At 64.9% G+C, this 16230-nt stretch carries 16 protein-coding genes; 11 read left to right on the top strand and 5 right to left on the bottom strand.

All coding sequences use genetic code 11. The features are described 5' to 3' along the window. Nucleotides 1-235: 235 nt before the first annotated feature. The 8 genes from betC (at nucleotide 236) to ING15_RS12410 (ending at nucleotide 9352) form a co-directional block, all read left to right on the top strand. A complete protein-coding gene (gene betC / locus ING15_RS12445; RefSeq protein WP_206455149.1) occupies nucleotides 236-1765 on the top strand; it encodes a choline-sulfatase in 1530 nt (509 codons plus the stop codon). 195 nt (nucleotides 1766-1960) lie between these two features. Then, nucleotides 1961-3265 (top strand): sn-glycerol-3-phosphate ABC transporter substrate-binding protein UgpB, encoded by a 1305-nt coding sequence (ugpB, locus tag ING15_RS12440; protein ID WP_206455148.1) that lies wholly within the window; start codon nucleotides 1961-1963, stop codon nucleotides 3263-3265. 108 nt (nucleotides 3266-3373) lie between these two features. Next, nucleotides 3374-4255: a sn-glycerol-3-phosphate ABC transporter permease UgpA gene (gene ugpA / locus ING15_RS12435; RefSeq protein ID WP_206455147.1), complete on the top strand. Its 882-nt coding sequence runs from the start codon at nucleotides 3374-3376 to the stop codon at nucleotides 4253-4255. Between the two features lie 15 nt (nucleotides 4256-4270). After that, entirely contained in the window at nucleotides 4271-5119 is an 849-nt protein-coding gene (gene ugpE, locus ING15_RS12430; RefSeq protein ID WP_206455146.1) for a sn-glycerol-3-phosphate ABC transporter permease UgpE, read from the top strand. Between the two features lie 2 nt (nucleotides 5120-5121). Then, nucleotides 5122-6195, top strand: a complete 1074-nt coding sequence (locus ING15_RS12425) for a sn-glycerol-3-phosphate import ATP-binding protein UgpC (protein WP_206455145.1) — start codon at nucleotides 5122-5124, stop codon at nucleotides 6193-6195. Between the two features lie 78 nt (nucleotides 6196-6273). Continuing rightward, on the top strand, nucleotides 6274-7107 hold the full coding sequence (locus tag ING15_RS12420) for an N-acetylmuramidase domain-containing protein (RefSeq protein WP_206455144.1): 834 nt from the start codon (nucleotides 6274-6276) through the stop codon (nucleotides 7105-7107). Between the two features lie 45 nt (nucleotides 7108-7152). Beyond that, the gene (otsB, locus tag ING15_RS12415; RefSeq protein WP_206455143.1) at nucleotides 7153-7878 is read left to right on the top strand and encodes a trehalose-phosphatase; all 726 of its coding nucleotides are present in this window, start codon (nucleotides 7153-7155) and stop codon (nucleotides 7876-7878) included. An 82-nt stretch (nucleotides 7879-7960) separates the two neighbouring features. Further along, on the top strand, nucleotides 7961-9352 hold the full coding sequence (locus ING15_RS12410; RefSeq protein WP_206455142.1) for an alpha,alpha-trehalose-phosphate synthase (UDP-forming): 1392 nt from the start codon (nucleotides 7961-7963) through the stop codon (nucleotides 9350-9352). Between the two features lie 66 nt (nucleotides 9353-9418). Here ING15_RS12410 and ING15_RS12405 read toward each other — a convergent pair whose 3' ends face one another. Beyond that, nucleotides 9419-9871, bottom strand: a complete 453-nt coding sequence (locus ING15_RS12405; RefSeq protein WP_232845734.1) for a DsrE family protein — start codon at nucleotides 9869-9871, stop codon at nucleotides 9419-9421. A 165-nt stretch (nucleotides 9872-10036) separates the two neighbouring features. On the opposite strand from ING15_RS12405, the gene ING15_RS12400 reads away from it, so the two are divergent. Both ING15_RS12400 and ING15_RS12395 read left to right on the top strand, forming a co-directional pair. Continuing rightward, nucleotides 10037-11056 (top strand): alpha/beta hydrolase, encoded by a 1020-nt coding sequence (locus ING15_RS12400; RefSeq protein WP_206455140.1) that lies wholly within the window; start codon nucleotides 10037-10039, stop codon nucleotides 11054-11056. A 31-nt stretch (nucleotides 11057-11087) separates the two neighbouring features. Further along, the gene (locus tag ING15_RS12395) at nucleotides 11088-11579 is read left to right on the top strand and encodes a DUF302 domain-containing protein (protein ID WP_206455139.1); all 492 of its coding nucleotides are present in this window, start codon (nucleotides 11088-11090) and stop codon (nucleotides 11577-11579) included. Between the two features lie 13 nt (nucleotides 11580-11592). On the opposite strand, the gene ING15_RS12390 is transcribed toward ING15_RS12395, so the two are convergent. Further along, nucleotides 11593-12753: a YbfB/YjiJ family MFS transporter gene (locus tag ING15_RS12390; RefSeq protein ID WP_206455138.1), complete on the bottom strand. Its 1161-nt coding sequence runs from the start codon at nucleotides 12751-12753 to the stop codon at nucleotides 11593-11595. A 137-nt stretch (nucleotides 12754-12890) separates the two neighbouring features. Here ING15_RS12390 and ING15_RS12385 point away from each other — a divergent pair, with 137 nt between their 5' ends. Next, a complete protein-coding gene (locus tag ING15_RS12385; protein ID WP_206455137.1) occupies nucleotides 12891-13685 on the top strand; it encodes a polyphosphate kinase 2 family protein in 795 nt (264 codons plus the stop codon). A 66-nt stretch (nucleotides 13686-13751) separates the two neighbouring features. Here the strand turns inward: ING15_RS12385 and ING15_RS12380 are convergent, their stop codons facing one another. From ING15_RS12380 to ING15_RS12370, 3 genes are all read right to left on the bottom strand, one after another. Continuing rightward, the gene (locus tag ING15_RS12380) at nucleotides 13752-14090 is read right to left on the bottom strand and encodes an RcnB family protein (protein WP_206455136.1); all 339 of its coding nucleotides are present in this window, start codon (nucleotides 14088-14090) and stop codon (nucleotides 13752-13754) included. 65 nt (nucleotides 14091-14155) lie between these two features. Then, entirely contained in the window at nucleotides 14156-15421 is a 1266-nt protein-coding gene (locus ING15_RS12375) for an ATP-binding protein (RefSeq protein WP_206455135.1), read from the bottom strand. Further along, nucleotides 15418-16146, bottom strand: coding sequence for a response regulator transcription factor (locus tag ING15_RS12370; RefSeq protein WP_206455134.1), 729 nt, complete (start codon nucleotides 16144-16146; stop codon nucleotides 15418-15420). The genes ING15_RS12375 and ING15_RS12370 overlap by 4 nt, the downstream gene beginning before the upstream one ends. Nucleotides 16147-16230: the final 84 nt, after the last annotated feature.

The raw sequence follows: 16230 nt of genomic DNA, 5'->3' as shown, positions 1-16230 counted from the left end.
TTCCTCCCGAACGCCCGTCGCGACGGGACCTTAGCCGCGCCGGGAAGGGGGTGCAAACAGTCAGGCGCCGGTTTGGTATGGCGTAGAACCGCATTTTCCTTGGTGTCACGCAGTTCGCGCCGCTGGGCTGCTCGATGCCGTGCGCGAAAGCGGGTTGCCGTGGTAGGAGCGGGATGGTGAGGGCCGCAACGCCGATTTTTCGCGGTTTCACGTGAATCGCAAGGAGGGGCCGCCAATGCATCAGCCGAACATCGTGATCGTCATGGTAGATCAGTTGAACGGAACGCTGTTTCCGGACGGCCCCTCGGAGTTTCTGCACACGCCGAACCTTGCCGCGCTCGCGTCACGGTCGCTGCGGTTTCAGAACGCCTACACGCCGAGCCCGCTCTGCGCCCCGGCGCGGGCGGCCTTCATGGCCGGACAACTGCCGAGCCGCACCGGCGTCTACGACAACGCAGCCGAGTTCGCGTCCGCGATCCCCACTTTCGCCCATCATCTACGGCGCGCCGGCTATCGCACCGCCCTGTCCGGCAAGATGCATTTCGTCGGCCCCGACCAGCTGCATGGCTTCGAGGAGCGGCTGACCACCGACGTCTATCCCGCCGATTTCGGCTGGACGCCGGATTATCGCAAGCCGGGCGAGCGGATCGACTGGTGGTATCACAATATGGGCTCGGTCACCGGCGCGGGCGTTGCCGAGATCACCAACCAGCTCGAATATGACGATGAGGTCGCCCATCACGCCGGCGCCAAGCTCTACGATCTGGCGCGGGGACAGGACGGGCGGCCGTTCTGCCTGACTGTCTCGTTCACCCATCCGCACGATCCCTATGTGGCGCGGCGCCGCTTCTGGGATATTTACGAGGATTGCGCCTATCTCGATCCCGCGACCGGCCCGATCCCGCTTGACGCGCACGACCCGCATTCGCGGCGGCTTTTGAAGGCGTCCGACTTCGAAAAATTCGCGATCACGCCCGAGGATGTCCGCCGCTCGCGCCGGGCCTATTTTGCCAACATCTCCTATCTCGACGAAAAGATCGGCGAGCTGCTCGGCATTTTGAACGACTGCCGAATGGCGGAGAACACCGTCGTCCTGTTCGTCTCCGACCATGGCGACATGCTGGGTGAGCGCGGCCTGTGGTTCAAGATGAGCTTTCGCGAAGGCTCCTCGCGTGTGCCGCTGATGCTCAGCGTGCCGGGCGGCGAGAGCGGACTGGTGGCCGCGCCGGTCTCGACCCTCGACGTGCTGCCGACGCTCTGCGAACTGGCGGGGGTCGATCTGGCCGGGATCGCGCCCTTCGCCGATGGGCAGAGCCTGCTCGCAACGGCGCGCGCCGGAAGCCGGTCCGGACCGGTGCCGATGGAATATGCCGCCGAGGGCTCCGAGGCGCCGATGGTCTCGCTCAGGGACGGGCGCTTCAAGCTCAATCTTTGCGAGATCGACCCACCGCAGCTCTTCGACGTCGACGCCGACCCGGGCGAGACACGCAATCTGGCGGCCGAGCCGGAATGCGGCGGGCCGGTGGCCAAGGAAGCCTTCGACCAACTGCGGCAGACGGCGGAAACGCGCTGGGATCTTCCGGCGTTCGACGCGGCGGTGCGCGAGAGCCAGCAGCGGCGGCTGATCACCTACGAGGCGCTGCGCAACGGCGCCTATTACCCCTGGGACTACCAGCCGCTGCAAAAGGCCTCCGAGCGCTACATGCGCAACCATATGGACCTCAACGTACTGGAGGAGAACCAGCGGTTTCCTAGAGGCGAATGAGCGAGGCGGCGCAACGGGCCAGCTTGCTCCGGGCGTCGGTGATCTGGCGCGCAAATAGGCAAGGTGCCAGGTTTTTGCGCTGTCATCGAAGCTTCGTCATTGCGTCACAGACCGGTTTTGAAGCAGTGTTACCGGGCGTCTTGGACAAGCTCGGCAACAGGGCCCGAGAGTCGCTTCAACGGGTGAGGACATCAGATGAACCGCAAACTTCTCAGCGCAGCCGTCGCCATCGGCGCGATGATCGCCGGCGCGAGCCAGGCTTTCGCCGCGACCGAACTTCAATGGTGGCACGCGATGACCGGCGCCAACAATGAGGTCGTCGAAACGCTGGCCAAGGAATTCAACGCAAGCCAGGACGAGTACAAGATCACGCCGGTGTTCAAGGGGACCTATCCGGAGACGCTGAATGCGGGCATCGCCGCATTCCGTGCCAAGCAGATGCCGGCGATCATCCAGGTCTTCGATGTCGGCACCGGCGTGATGATGGGCGCCGAGGGCGCGGTCAAGCCGATCGCCGAGGTGCTTGAGGCCGGCGGCTACACGTTCGACAAGTCGCAATATCTGCCGGGCATCGTTGCCTATTATTCCAAGCCAGACGGCACCATGCTGTCGTTCCCGTATAATTCCTCTTCGCCGATCCTGTATTACAACAAGGATGTCTTCGAGAAAGCCGGGCTCGACGTTAAGAACCCGCCGAAAACCTGGCAGGAAGTGTTCGACGCGGCGCGCAAGATCAAGGAATCCGGCGCGGCGGAATGCGGCTACACCTCGACCTGGCTGACCTGGATTCATCTGGAGAATTTCGCCGCCTGGAACAACGTGCCCTATGGCACCCAGGAGAACGGGCTGGCCGGCACCAATGTCGGACTGAAGCTCAATGAGCCGGTCTATGTCGAGCACTTCCAGGCGCTCGCCGATCTGGCCAAGGAGGGCGTGTTCCGCTATGGCGGCCGAACCTCCGAGGCCAAGCAGCTGTTCCTCTCCGAGGAATGCGGCATCCTGACCGAATCGTCGGGCGGTCTTGGCGACATCGTCAAGTCCGGGATCAACTACGGCATCGGCCAATTGCCCTATGACGAGAACGCCGAGGGCGCGCCGCAGAACACCATTCCCGGCGGCGCCAGCCTATGGGTATTCGGCGGCAAGTCGGACGAGGAATACAAGGGCATCGCCGAGTTCTTCAACTTCCTCTCCCAGACTGACATCCAGGCACGTCTGCACCAGAAATCCGGTTATCTGCCAGTGACCAAGGCGGCCTATGAAGCGACCAAGAGCTCCGGCTTCTACGACGAGAATCCCGGCCGTGAGACGCCGATCACGCAGATGATGGGCAAGGAGCCGACCGCGAACTCCAGGGGCGTGCGTCTGCCGAACCTGCCGCAGATCCGCGATATCGCCAATGAGCAGTTCGAGGCGATGCTAGCCGGCCAGCAGGACGCCAAGCAGGCGCTCGACAAGCTGGTCGAACAGGGCAACGAGGCGATCGCCGAAGCGCAGTAAGGCGCCGAGGCTACAAGAACGCCGGGCGGCACAACCGCCCGGCACATCTCGTACACCTGCCAAGGGCTTCGCTTCGCGTGTCGCCTGAGTGATGGATCCAGGACAGCCGTGTCGAAAGCCGTCTTCCCCAACAAATGGCTGCCCTATCTGCTGGTCGCGCCGCAGGTGGCGATCACGCTGGTCTTCTTCTACTGGCCGGCGAGCCAGGCGCTCTATCAGTCCGTCCTGCACGAGGACCCGTTCGGGCTGAAATCGGAATTCGTCGGGCTGGCCAATTTCCAGTCGATCCTGTCGGACCCGGCCTATCTCAATTCCATCAAGGTGACGGCGATCTTCAGCCTCTCGACCGCGGCGCTGTCGATGTCGCTGGCGCTGCTTTTGGCGACCGCGGCCGAGAAGGTCGTGCGCGGCCGCGGGCTCTACCGCACGCTGCTGATCTGGCCCTATGCGGTTGCCCCGGCGGTGGCGGGCCTGTTGTGGCTGTTCATGTTCAACCCGGTGATGGGGACCTTCGCCTATATGCTGCGTCGCAACGGCTTCGACTGGAACCCGTTGCTGGATGGCGATCAGGCGATGCTCCTCGTCGTCGTCGCGGCGGCCTGGAAGCAGATCAGCTACAATTTCCTGTTTTTCGTCGCCGCCCTGCAGTCGATTCCGAAATCGCTGATCGAGGCGGCGGCGATCGACGGCGCCGGATCGACCAAGCGCTTCTGGACGATCGTCTTCCCGCTGATCGCGCCGACGACTTTCTTCCTGCTCGTCGTGAACACCGTCTACGCCTTCTTCGACACCTTCGGCATCATCGATTCGGTCACCTCCGGCGGCCCGGCGCGGGCGACGGAGACGCTCGTCTACAAGGTCTATATCGACGGTTTCGTCAATCTGGACCTTGGCAGTTCGGCCGCCCAGTCGGTGATCTTGATGTCGATCGTCATCGCGCTCACCGCCTTCCAGTTCCGCTATGTGGAGAAGCGGGTGCATTATGCCTGAGGCGGGGGTACGGCGATGATCGAACGTCATTCCATCGGCCGCCCGGTCGCGCATGTGATGCTGGTGCTCGGCATCGCGATTGTCGCCTTTCCGATCTACTATACTTTCACCGCCTCGACGCAGACGCTGCAGGCCATCCTGCGCCCGCCGCTGCCGCTGACACCCGGTGGGGAATTCGGCGAGAACTACCGACAAGCGCTGTTTGGCGGGATTGGCCGGATCGGCGGCGTCAACGTCTGGACGCTGTTGTTCAACACGACGGTGATGGCGCTCGGCATAGCGGTGGGCAAGATCGTCATCTCGATCTTGTCGGCCTTCGCCATCGTGTTCTTCCGCTTTCCGCTCCGCATGACCTTCTTCTGGCTGATCTTCATCACCTTGATGCTGCCGGTGGAGGTCCGCATCCTGCCGACCTACAAGGTGATGGTCGATCTCGGCCTGATCGACACCTATGCCGGGCTGATTCTGCCGCTGATCGCGTCCGCGACCGCGACGCTTCTGTTCCGGCAGTTCTTTATGACGATCCCATCCGAACTGGTCGAGGCGGCGCGGGTCGACGCCGCCGGGCCGATGCGCTTCTTCTGGGACATCCTCATCCCGCTCTCGAAGACCAACATCGCTGCGCTGTTCGTGATCCTCTTCATCTATGGCTGGACGCAATATCTGTGGCCGTTGCTGGTCACCAACGACAACCAGATGAACACCATCGTCATCGCGCTGAGGAAAATGGTGTCCTTCGCCGACGCCGACACGCCGTGGCATCTGGTCATGGTGACCTCAATCCTGGCGATCGTGCCGCCGGTGCTGGTGGTCGTCCTGATGCAGCGATGGTTCGTGCGCGGCCTCGTCGAAGCGGAGAAGTAGGCGTGGCAGGCATCCAACTTTCCGACGTCCGCAAGGTTTATCCCGGCGGGGTGGAAGCGGTGAAGGGCGTCTCGCTCGATATTCCGGACGGCGAGTTCGTCGTGCTGGTCGGCCCGTCGGGCTGCGGAAAATCGACGCTCCTGCGCATGGTGGCGGGTCTGGAAACGATCTCCGGCGGCACGATCGCGATCGGCGATCGCATCGTCAACGATCTGGAACCGGCCGAGCGCGACATCGCCATGGTGTTTCAGAACTACGCGCTCTATCCGCATATGAGCGTGCGGCAGAATCTCGAATACGGCCTGAAGAACCGCAGGATGGACAAGTCCGAGATCGCCCGCCGGGTCGATCAGGCGGCGGGGATTCTCGAAATCGCGCCGCTACTGGCGCGCAAGCCCGGCCAGCTCTCGGGCGGTCAGCGCCAGCGCGTCGCCATGGGCCGCGCCATCGTCCGCGAGCCGGAAGCCTTCCTGTTCGACGAGCCGCTGTCCAATCTCGACGCCAAACTACGGGTGCAGATGCGCGCGGAAATCCGCCGGCTACAGCGCAAGCTCGCGACGACCAGCCTATACGTCACCCACGACCAGCTCGAGGCGATGACGCTGGCCGACCGGCTGGTCGTGCTCAATGGCGGGCGGATCGAGCAGGCGGGCACGCCGATGGACGTCTATGAGCGGCCCGCGAGTATCTTCGTTGCCACCTTCATCGGCTCACCGGCAATGAATCTCATCCCGGTCGCGTCCGCTGGCGGCGGCATTGCCGGGCTCAGCGGCCTGGACGGCCTGGCGGTTGGTCCGTCCGTCGGGCAGACACTCGGCATCCGCCCGGAGCATATGCGCCTCGTCGATGAACCCGTGGCCGCGCCGGGTGAACTGCTCGCCGATCTCACCGTTACCGGTGTCGAGGTCGTGGGGGCGGAAAGCTATGTCTACGGCGTGCTGCCCGGCAAGGGGCCGGAGATCGCCGTGCGCGTGCCGGGCTACTCGCATCTGGAGCCGGGAACGCAGGTTCGTGCGGCCGCGCCGCTCGACGCCCTGCACCGCTTCGACAGCGAGAGCGGCCGCCGGCTGGACTGACGTTCCGGCCGGAATTTTCTCCCCATCCCCCGCGCCGCGGCGACACTGATCCTGTCGAAACCGGCGCAGGAGAGAACGATGACGGTGAATGGAGACGTGCTGGCGGCCGCGCGCCGGGTCGAAGCCGAAAGTGATGTGGATGCGACGGTATTGGTCGCCGTCGCCCTGGTCGAGACCCGCGCTGTCGCCTTTGCGCGGGTGAGCGATCGGCGCGAACCGCTGATTCGCTTTGAGGGCCATTATTTCGACCGGCTGCTAAACCCGGCGGATCGACAGCGGGCCCGTGTCGGGGGCCTCGCCGATCCCCGCGCAGGCCGAATCCGCAACCCGGCCGCACAGGCGGCCCGCTGGCGGTTGTTCGACAGGGCGGCGGCGATCGATCACGCGGCTGCGGTGCAATCGGTGTCCTGGGGCCTGTGTCAGGTGATGGGCGCCCATTGGCAGCGGCTCGGTTACCGCAGCGCGCTCGCACTGGCGGAGGCCGCACGTGGCTCGGCGGACGGTCAGTTCGAGATCGCCGCCCGGTTTCTCAAGCTCGGCGGATTGGCGCGCCTGCTCGCAGGCGGGGATATCGCCGGTTTCGCACGTCGCTACAACGGTCCGGGATACCGCCGTAACCGCTATGATGAGAAGATCGGCGCGGCCTGGCTGGAGGCGAAGGAGCTAATGTCCAGGACGCGGGATTTGTCGCGCGAACTGCGACGCGGGGAGCGGGGCGAGGCGGTACGGCGGTTGCAGACGGCGCTGGGTGGCCATGGCCACCGCCTGACGATCGACGGCATCTTCGGTCCCGCCACCGAGGCCGCGCTGCAAGCGTTTCAGCGCGATCGGGGCCTGGCGGCCAACGGAGTCAGCGATGTCGCGACGCTTCTCCAGCTGCTTCCGGAGCGTGGTTCTGGAGATTGCCGATAAGGGAATGGTTGGCTTCGAACATGGGCGGCTCTATGTAGTGTCGTCATGTCCTTGCCTCCCTCCATCGATCCGCACCGCCACGCCGTTTTCCTCGATTTCGACGGCACGCTCGTCGCTCTTGTCGACGATCCGCAGGCAGTCTCCATCGCGCCGGCGGCGCTGGACAGGCTGGAAACGCTGCAATCGGAGCTGTCCGGCGCGCTCGCCGTGGTCAGCGGCCGCCGGATCGCGGATCTCGACCGGTTTCTGGCGCCGATGCGCTTCGCGGCGGCCGGCGTCCATGGGCTCGAACGCCGCGTTCGTCCCGACGACGAAATCGAACGACTGGCGGGCCCGGAGGTGCTCGACGACGTGCGCGCAAGGCTCGGTGCGCCGCTGCGGGACAATCCCCGGTTGAAGCTCGAGGACAAGGGCACCGCGCTGGTCCTGCATTATCGCACGGCGCCGGATCTGAAGGACGTAGCCGAGCGCGCGATGGCTGACGCGACGGTAGGCCGTCATGACCTAGCCGTCATGAATGGCGACAACATCGTCGAGGTGCATCCGGCCGGAATGGACAAGGGCAAGGCGCTCGCCGCGATGATGAAGGACCCGCCGTTCGCGGGGCGTATTCCCGTCTATGTAGGGGATGACACGACGGACGAATTCGCGCTCCGGCAGGTCCGTGATGCCGGCGGCATCTCGATCAAGGTCGGCGACAAGCACAGCGTTGCGGAATTCCGGCTGGCGGATGTCGTGGCCGTTCATCACTGGCTAGCGGCGTCGGCCTGACCGCCGACCTGGGCCGGTCGCCGGGTCGCAAACGGAGAGACGTCGGCGTGAGTTCGGCGGAGGGACAGGGGAAAGGGAGACGATGGCTGACGGGCAGCGACGACTGGTGGCGGTGTCGAACCGGGTCGGCCCCCTGAATGACGAGGGCAAGGCCGGGGGGCTCGCCGTCGGCCTGTCCGACGCGTTGAAGCGGCGCGGCGGGCTCTGGTTCGGCTGGAGCGGCGAGACCTCGGACCAGGGCACCTTCAAGGACGCCCATACCGAGGTCCAGGGCGACGTGTCGATGACCACCATCGACATGACCGAGGAGGAACTCGATGGCTTTTACTACGGCTACGCCAACCGGTCCTTGTGGCCGTTGCTGCACTATCGTCTCGATCTTGCCGAATTCGATCGCCAGTCGGAGCGCGCCTATCGCTCGGTGAACCAGCGCTTCGCAGCACGGCTGGCGCCGCTCATTGCCGACGACGATCTCGTCTGGGTTCACGATTATCATTTCTTCTTTCTCGGCTCGGAACTGCGTCAATGCGGCTTCAAGGGAAAGATCGGCTTCTTCCTGCACATTCCGTTCTGCCCGCCGGAAATCTTCAGCGCGCTGCCGGCCAGCCACGATCTCGTACGGGCCATGCTGGCTTACGATGTCGTCGGCTTCCAGACCGACACGGACCGGCGCAACTTCGTGGCGTTCTGCCTGCGCGAGCTCGGGGGCGAAAAACTGGACGGCCACAGGGTCCGTGTGGGCGACCGCGTCGTGAGGGCGGATACCTTTCCGATCGGCATCGACGCGCCAGGCTTCGAGCGCTTCGCCGTCTCGCCGGAGGCTAGCGAGCACGAGGAAATGGTGCGCGAGATGGTCGGCGACCGGTTGCAGATCGTCGGTGTCGACCGGATGGACTATTCCAAGGGACTGGTCGAACGCTTTCGCGGCTTCGAGCGGCTGCTGGAGGACTACCCGGAAAATCGCGGCAAGGTTCAGTTTCTGCAGGTGGCGCCGCTGTCCCGCTCGGAGCTCGACGCCTATGTCGAGCTGCGTCGGGAACTAGAGGAACTCGCCGGGCATATCAACGGCCGGTTCGCGACGCTGGACTGGACCCCGATCCAGATCATGACCCGCGGCTTCACCCGCCGGGCGCTCGCCGGCATCTACCGTGCCGCCCGCGTCTGCCTGGTCACGCCGCTGCGTGACGGCATGAACCTCGTTGCCAAGGAGTTCGTCGCCGCGCAGGATCCCGACGATCCCGGCGTGCTTGTGCTGTCACGCTTCGCCGGCGCACGGGCCGAATTGCCCGATGCGCTGATCGTCAATCCCTATTCGACCGACGATGTCGCGCGGGCCTTGCAGCAGGCGCTGACGATGCCCTTTGACGAGCGAAACCGACGGTGGAAGGCGATGCGCGAAGCGGTCTTCGTCGGAACCTCGTCGAACTGGTGCGACACCTTCCTCGGTGCGCTCGAGAACAGCGGCGAAGACTGACGCACGGCGCGCGGCGGGGTGCCTTCGGCGGAGGCTTTCAGGCTCTCCGCCGAGTGTTTCAAGGGCCTATGGACGGACGTAGGCGTAGCCGTCCTCCTGCAACTCGATCAAGCGCACCACGCCCGAAGGCACTTCGGTTGCGTCCTCAAGCAAGGGAATATCCTTGCCCTCGTTCTTGGCCATTGCATTGCGGGTATTGCCGCAGGCGGCGAAGCTCAGACCGGCGATCTCCATCGACATCATCTTGATCCGATTGGCAACCGGCGAGGTGTCGGCGCGCAGCATGTGAAGGCCCGGACCATAGGTAACCACCTCGATGGTCACGTCCTCGCCCTTCTCGTCGTAATAGGCCTTGATGTTCTGAACATTGTTCAGTGCCAGGTTCATCCGTTTGGGGTCGTTCTCATCGATATGGATCGCAACCTTGTGCGGTTCCGCCGCCTGGGCGCCCGTCACCCCAACGCCAAACGGCGCCGCTAGCATGAAGGCCAGCGCGGCGAGGGCCGCGAAACTCGTCATTGCAATCTTCATTGATATTCCTCCCGTTGCGATCCGATCGGCCACGGCTTTCGAATCCGCGCACCGTTTGCGGCGGCAGTGTTGCCGAAGCGGTCTTTGATGTCTACGGTGATATTCATAAATGCGAATATGTCGGGTTCATAATGGCGCGAAGGGGAGGGCTTTATGAAACAAGTGGAGGGTGCCGCTACGGCAATGGATCTTTTGTCTCGCGCCGCCGGAATTTGGCGCCAGGCCGCCGCGTTCAAGCGTGGCCTCGCCGGCGGCACGCTTGTCCGGCTCTTCGTGTCCTGTCTTGCGGCCGCCGGATTTGCCATTGCGGCATTCGGCGTATCCCCCACAAGCGCGGCGGAAACAGCGGCGGTCGAGATCCCCTTCGACGGATTGACGCTGACCGGCGATCTCGTGCGTCCCGACGATGTCGATACGAGTCAGCCGATCGTTCTTCTCGTCCACGGCACGTTTGCCCATAAGGACCTTGAGCTGATCGAGGCGCTGCAGGCCGCGCTCGCCGAGCGCGAGGTCGCCTCGCTGGCCGTCACCCTGTCGCTTGGACAGGATCGGCGGGTAGGCATGTGGGACTGCAATCAACCCTCGACCCACCGGCACGAGGATGCGGTGGCGGAGATCAGCGCCTGGGTCGACTGGCTCGGCGATGAGGGCTTCGGGCAAATCGTTCCGCTCGGGCACAGTCGCGGTGGCGCGCAGGTCGCGCTCTGGCTCAGCCGGCAGGGCGAACGAGCCGATATTCCGGCCGCCGTCCTGATCGCGCCGGCAACCGAGGATGGCTCCGCGGCGGAAAGCTACGAACAGCGCTTCGGCGCGAATCTGTCGAATGTCCTCGCCGAGGCGAAGGCCGCCGAGCCAGGTCAGATGCTGGACGTTCCAGGCCTCGTCTACTGCTCGAACACCACTGCGACGGCGCAATCGGTCTTGTCATACCATGCCGAGAATCCGGAACGCGATACGCCGACGCTGCTGACCCGGGGCGTTTCGATGCCGGTTCTGGTGATCGCCGCCAGCGAGGACGAGGTGGTGACCGATCTGCCGGAGCGGCTGGCGCCCATCATCGACTCGGCGAAGATTCGCCTGGAGACCGTTGAGGGGGCCGATCATATGTTCCTGGATTTCTTTGCGGAGGATGCCGCCGATCTCGTCGCGGAGCACGTCACCGCCATCCCGTGAACACCGAGATATCAACCAAAGGAGAGTTGCAATGAAACGGACTGCCATCAAGGGAGGCGCTATCGCGCTTCTGTTCGCCGGTCTCGCCGCCATGCCGGCCACTGCGGCCGAGACCGTCACCTCCTATGAGACCACGGCGCCGTTCGACGAGGTTCGGCAGGATCTGATGGATGCCATCGTCAACCGCGGCTACGTGATCGACTACGAGGCGTTCGTCGGTGAGATGCTGGCGCGAACCGGCGGAGATGTCGGGGCCGAGAAGACCATCTTCCAGGACGGCAACGCCAATGTCATGCAATTCTGTTCCGCCGTCCTGTCGCGCAAGGCGATGGAGGCGGACATCATGAATCTTTCCTTCTGTCCCTACGGCGTGTTCGTCTATGAGAACGCCGAGTCAGCCGGCACCGTGACGGTCGGTTTCCGCCGCCTCGACGAGATCGGCTCGGACGAATCCAAAGCCGCTATCGGCGAAATCAACGCTGTCCTCGACGAGATCGCCAAGGAGGCCGCGGGCGCCGAATGATTGGCGATCAGGTTCAGGCGGCGACCGGTGTGTCCGGTCGCCGCCGGATCGCGATCAAGAGCGCGGACAGGCCGATAGCGAGCACCGCTGCCGAGCCGATCAGAGCGGTATTGTAGTCCGCCTCGCCGGCGACGAGAAAGCCGGCGGCGAGCGGGCCGAGCATTTGGCCGAGGCCGAAACCGGCGGTGAGTATGGCGAAGCCCCGGCCGCCGAGACCGTGCCGCCCGAGCGGCATGGTGAGAACGGTGATCGCCATGAAAGTGCCGCCGAAAAGGATGGCCGCAACCAGCGCTGCGATGCCTGAGCTGCTGACGGCCGGCAAAAGCACACCGACGATCTGGGCCGCATAGGCGGCGGCGAGGGCGGCTGAAAAGCCGATCCGCTCGGCGATGCGTGACCAGATCAGGCAGCTCGGCAGGCCGGCGAGGCCGACGATGATCCAGACCCAGTCGCCCATCGCCTCGAGGCCCGGGCGGGACTTGACGATGGCGACGATGAAGGTGGCGAAGACGGAATAGCCGAGCCCCTCGCAACTGTAGTTGACCAAGAGCGGCCAGAAGGGCAGCGGCCTTGGTACGCGGCGACGCGGGTCGGGTGTGTCGGTGCGCGCCGGCAGCGTCCGATCGCGAATTTCCGCGAAGACGACCGGCGCGAACAGCGCCGCTAGCAAACCCCCGGCGATCCACAGACCGGCCGAATCGAGCACTGGCGCCGCAAAAAGCACGAGCAGGCCGGAGGCGGCGATGCCGATCCCGACGCCGCCAAAGACCCAGCCGAGCCGTGCCTCCGCGCCGACCCGCGCCAGCGCCTCGGCGACCATGCCGGCGGCGGAGATCATCGCGAAGGCGCTGGCGAGCCCGGAAATGGTCCGAAGCGCCAGCCAGGCGCCGAGCTGGTCGGTAAGCCCCATCGCCAAGGTGGTCAGAACGCTGGTGGCGACGCCGAGGCGGAAAGCGGCGAGACGCGCCACGCCGCGCGGGACGAAGCTGGCGAGAAGCGAACCGGCGAGATAGCCGGCGAAATTCGCCGCCGCGATGAGGCCGGCGACATCCACGCCGAAGCGATAATCGCGCTGCATGAGAGGCAAGAGCGGCGTGTAGTAGAACCGGCCGACGCCCATGACGATCGCCAGCGTCAGGAAACCGCCGAGAAGAAGTCGATTGGTCGGGTGCATCGCGAAAAACCGGATCCGTCGACGAGCCGTTCGCGCCGCCACGCGTTTCTTAGCCCATGGACGGCCGCTTCGAAATGCCGTTGTCGCGGAGTCTCGCCCGCGCCCTATGTGGTGGGCGAGACCAGTTGAGGAGACCCATGACCAACCGTAAATCCCACGCCAAGCGGCTGTCCGACCTCGATATGGATGCGAGGATTGCGAAGGATCAGTACGAATCGCGGCTGGAGGCGGTGCAAACCCGCTTTCGCCAGATCCAGCAGGCTTATCTGCATACGAAGGACGAGGCCGTCATCGTCTTCGAGGGCTGGGACGCTGCCGGCAAGGGTGGCGCGATCCGGCGCATGGCGAGCGTGATGGATCCGCGCGGCTTTCGGGTCTGGCCGATCGGTGCGCCGTCCGCCGAGGAGCTGGCCCGGCACTATCTGGCGCGATTCTGGGAGCGGCTGCCGGCAAAGGGCGAGATCGCGGTGTTCGACCGTTCCTGGTACGGGCGCGTCTTGGTCGAACGCGTCGAGGGGTATGCCGAGGAGGCCGAATGGCGCCGCGCCTATGAGGAGATCAATCAGTTCGAGGCAATGCTGACCGACGCCGGCACGCGGATCGCCAAGGTGTTCCTGTATATCGACAGGGACGAGCAGCTGGCGCGGTTCGAGAAGCGGCTGCGCGATCCGCTGAAGCGCTGGAAGCTGTCCTTCGAGGATTTTCGCAACCGCGACAAATGGGATCAGTACGAAGAGGCCGTCAATGACATGCTGGAGCGCACTGACACTACGGCGGCGCCATGGCAGGTCATTTCCGCCAACCACAAGAAATACGCTCGGGTGACGGCCCTCACCGGGATCGCCGACCGGCTCGCGAATGGGGTCGACCTGTCGCCACGGCCACTCGATTCCGAACTCGAACGGCGCTTCGAGCGGGAAACGACAGATTAGGGGCACGGTCGGCCACGATGGTGGCCGACCGAAAGCTTTGAACAGACACGCCGGGTTAAAAGCGGGCTATCTGCTTGCCGCGACGATGCTGGCGATAATGCCGGTGGCGGTCGCAAAAAGTATGTAGTCGTTGTCGACCTTGACCCAGCGGTGTCCCGAGGGCGGACGACGCAGTCCGTGGCGTTGCCAGTTGGAAACAACCGGCCCCCTTGCGGCGGACGGCAAATGGGCGCCGCGTCGACGCCAGTCCGCGGCATGGCGAGTATCCTTGCTGGCCTGGCGCAGGGTCCTGCTCGGCGCGGCTGCTCTGTAGGTCGTTTTGGCGTCGTGGGCGAAGGCCGGCACGGTCGTCGTGGCCGGGACCGCGACGGCGAGGCCGAGAGCGATTGCGAGCGATTTCATCATGACGATTCTCCTTTGCTGTCGTCGCGGGAGTAACCACGCCATAAGTCTCGCGATCCAGTTTCAAACTATGTCATTTGTAACGGAGCCAACGGCAAGCGGACGGTCTGTTCGAGACCGCCGGTCTCGCGGTTGGCGACTCCGATCGAACCGCCGGCCTGCTCGACGATCTCCTTGGCGATGGCCATGCCGAGTCCGGCGCCTGGCTTGAACTTGCGGCGGCCCGGATCGACCCGGAAGAACGGCTCGAAGGCCCGGTCGATCATCTCATGCGGTATGCCAGGTCCGTCGTCGGTGATGGTGATCACCGCCCCGCGCTCCTCACGATCCAGCGCGATATGCGCGCCCTCGCCGTGGATGGCAGCATTGTCGAGGAGGTTGCGCAACGCCCGCTTCAACGCCAGCGGGCGGGCGACCACTACGAGGGGCGGTGCGCCAGCCGCTATCTCATCCACCGGACGGCCGATCTCGCGCAGCTCCGCTGCGATCTCGGCGAGCAGCCGGTCGAGCCGGATCGGCTCGTCGGACGCGGTGTCGACCTCCTCGCGCACAAGGCGGATGGCGCTGTCGGCGATGCGGTCGAGCTCGGCCAGATCCTTGAGCCAGACCTCCCGCTCCTCGTCGGGCAGGAATTCGGCGCGCAGACGCATGCGCGTCATCGGGGTTCTAAGGTCATGGCCCGCAGCGGCGACCAGCCGCATGCGGCTCTCGATCGCCTCGCGCACGCGGCTGGTCAACCGGTTGAGCGCCGCTGCGGTGGCGCGGACCTCGGCCGGACCGTCTTCCGGGACATGGGCGGGCAGCCCGTCCGGACCGATCGTCGAAACCGCCTGATCGAGGATGCGAAGCGGGCGTGTCATCTTGGTGGCGGCAAACAGCGAGACCGCCGCCGCGCCGATGACGACAAGGGCCATATAGGACACGAAGGCCGGCCAGTTGCGGGTTCTGAGGCCCGGATGCGGCAGATAGGCCCAGCGCCCCGGTGCGAACTCGAAGGCGATCTGAGGCGTGTGCGTGCGCATGTCACCGACCATGCGAACGGGAATGGCGAGGCCTTCACCGGCCAAGCTTTCGGCCATGCGGCGCGCCTCGTGAACCATCACGCCGTTGCCGGGCGTCGGTTCGGGGCCGACGACGATGCCGAGTCGCTCGGCGGCGCCCGGCTCGGCCGCAAGAATCGTGGCGACGATGCGCACCTCATTGACGAACGCCGCGCGGAAGCTGTCGCGGTCGGGCCGTTCGAGAACCTGCACCGAAACCAGCGCCGCGATCACCACGACGCCGACGATGGCAAGGACGAGAAGCAGAGCCAGCCGGGAGCGGAGTGATCTCATGTCTGTTCGCCGGCGTGCCGCTCGACCCGCGCTGCGAACTGATAACCGCCATTGCGTACCGTCTTGAACAGGCGGAAGACGCCGTTGTCGTTGAATTTGCGCCGCAGCCGGCTCATCGTCACGTCCACAGAGCGGTCGAAGGGGTCGGCGGTCCGCCCGTGCAACAGGTCCATTAGCACGTCACGGGAGAGAACCCGGCCCGGTCGTTCGAGGAAAATCATCAGAAGATCGAACTCCGCGCCGGTGAGTTCGATCTCCTCGCCATCGGGCGCGCCGACGAGCCGGCGCTCCGGGTCGACGGTGAAGCCCTCGAACGCATAGAGACCAGGTTCCGCCGGGCGCTCTGATGGGCTCTCACCACTGCGTCGGAGCACGGCGCGTATGCGGGCGGCCAGTTCCCGCGGGTTGAACGGCTTGCCGAGATAATCGTCGGCGCCGAGTTCGAGGCCGATGATTCGGTCTACATCTTCTTTCAGCGCGGTCAGAAGGATGATCGCGATGTCCGGCCGGTGTTCCTTCAGATCGCGGCAGATGTCGAGGCCGGAGCCGTCCGGCAGCATGACGTCCAGCACGACCAGGTCGATGCGCGAATCGGCGACCTTCTGCTCGGCCGCGCGCCGGTTGGCGGCGAGGGAGCAACGGAAACCTTGGCTCTCGAGATATTTTCCGAGCAGGCGCAGGATTTCCGGGTCATCGTCGACCACGAGGATGTGGGGCAGGCTCATGCGGCGGTGTTTCCTTCTGCGTATCCTATCTCTGCCGGCTCCCGGCTCCGCGTGCGAGGCGAATTTTGTAACGGGACGTTGCCC

The organism is Aurantimonas marina (assembly GCF_017183135.1).
In the GTDB taxonomy this organism is placed as follows: domain Bacteria; phylum Pseudomonadota; class Alphaproteobacteria; order Rhizobiales; family Rhizobiaceae; genus Aurantimonas; species Aurantimonas marina.
This window is presented reverse-complemented; position numbering and strand designations above follow the sequence as displayed.